Here is a 910-nt window from a genome sequence, read left to right on the forward strand (position 1 = left end):
GCAGCGGCCGGCGCGTCGCGCAGGGCGGTGCGCGCGGCGTCGCCCGCGGTCGGAACGTCGGCGAGCGCGAGGCCGCGCTCGAACGCGGGCACGTCGGCACCCGACCGCAGCACGACCGCCATCGACGACCAGGGCACGCCGCCCAGCAGGTGGCGTTCGCGCAGGAGGCCGGCCACCGCCTGGCATTCCGCGGCGTGCGATGCGGCCTCGATGCCGAGGACCGGCGCGAGCGGGTCGGGGTCGAGCGGCAGCTCGTCGACGTCGCCGAGCGCCGCGAGTCGCGCCTGCCGGTGCCTGCCGCCGAGCGCGGTGCCGATGTGCGCCGTCACGGCGTGGACCACCTCGCGGATCTCGACGCGCCCCCGGTGGATCTCGTCGAGGTCGATCCGCCGCACGGACGCGCCTCCGAGCACCGACCCGAGGGACCCGAGCAGCTCGGGCCGACCACCCCGGAACCCGTTGCTGGCCACGTCGGGATCGCCGACCGCCACCACCGCGACGCCGCGCGCCGCGAACGCCCCGAGGAGCGCGGCCGTCGCCTCGGTGGCCTCCTGCGCGTCGTCGACGATGAGCAGCCGCAGGCCGGCCAGCGTGCCGAGGGCGGCGGATGCCGCGGGGTCGACCGTGCTGCGCCGCACCACCGCCGCGGCGAACGCGCCGAGCTCGGCCGAGTCGAACTGTGTGGGTCGGAGCTGCTCCTTCACCTCGGCGTACTCGGTGAGGAACTCGCCCGCGGCGAGCCACTCGGGACGCATGGCGAGCCGCCCGAGCCGCGACAGCGCCTCGCCGTCGACGCCGTGCTCGACGGCGCGCATCATGAGGTCGCGCAGCTCGGACCGGAACCCGCGCAGCCCGCGCACCTCGGGGCTGAGCGGGTCGGCCCACTCGGGACCGCAGCCGTCGTCGACGC

General features: G+C 77.3%; 1 pseudogene. It reads right to left on the minus strand.

What is annotated here, in order from left to right:
* A pseudogene (locus tag AC1DY2_RS20185) lies at positions 1–910 on the minus strand (ATP-dependent helicase); the annotation flags it as partial.

The organism is Agromyces sp. P1_H4 (assembly GCF_056405255.1).